Source organism: Pseudomonas sp. PsB, assembly GCF_043658375.1.
Classification (GTDB): domain Bacteria; phylum Pseudomonadota; class Gammaproteobacteria; order Pseudomonadales; family Pseudomonadaceae; genus Aquipseudomonas; species Aquipseudomonas putida_Z.
Genome location: NZ_JBIGLU010000101.1, coordinates 1 through 667, shown reverse-complemented (window position 1 = coordinate 667; position 667 = coordinate 1). Strand labels below are relative to the sequence as shown.

The 667-nt window shown below is 54.1% G+C and carries 1 protein-coding gene; it reads right to left on the bottom strand.

Annotated elements, in window-relative coordinates; translation table 11 throughout:
- Window positions 1-38: 38 nt before the first annotated feature.
- The coding region (locus ACGLHT_RS30030) for an IS3 family transposase (protein ID WP_394520774.1) at window positions 39-667 on the bottom strand (629 nt) is incomplete at its 5' end.

Sequence of the window (667 nt, the reverse complement as noted above, 5' to 3'; positions counted from 1 at the left end):
TGTTCTGGTCAAGTATTTCCGGACACCGGTTACGGTGATCAAGCCGCCTGCTGCTCCATAGCTATTGGTGACAGGTAGTCGTTGTGGCTGTGGAGTCTGATTCGGTTGTATCGCATGAAGAAGCTGGTCATATCCTGCTTGGCTTCTTCAATTTCCTTGTAGCCCTTGGGCGGCACCCATTCTGACTTGAGCGTCCCAAAGAAACGCTCTGTTGGTGCGTTGTCCCAGCATTGTCCCCTGCGACTCATGCTCTGCGTTATACCATGCTCAAGCAGCTCGGACTGGAAGCGCTGACTGGTGTACTGGCAGCCTTGATCCGAGTGAAACATCAAGCCTGCATGCTTGCCCCTAACCCCTACTGCCATCCTCAGCGCCTTGCTAACCAAGTTGGCGTCGTTGATCAGGGAAAACGCCCAGCCAACGATCCGACGCGCAAACAAGTCAATCACTACTGCCAGGTGATACCAGCGCTTCCCGACCATCAAACTGGTCACATCACCGCACCAGACCTGGTTAATTGCTGTTGGCTCAAAGTTACGTTCGAGCAGGTTCTTGGCCACAAACGCTTCAACGCCTTTGGAGCGATTCCGATGCGGACGCCGCTGCTTGCTTTCCAGATTTGCCTCCTCCATGAGTTTTCCGGCCAGATACCGTCCCACCTTGAGCT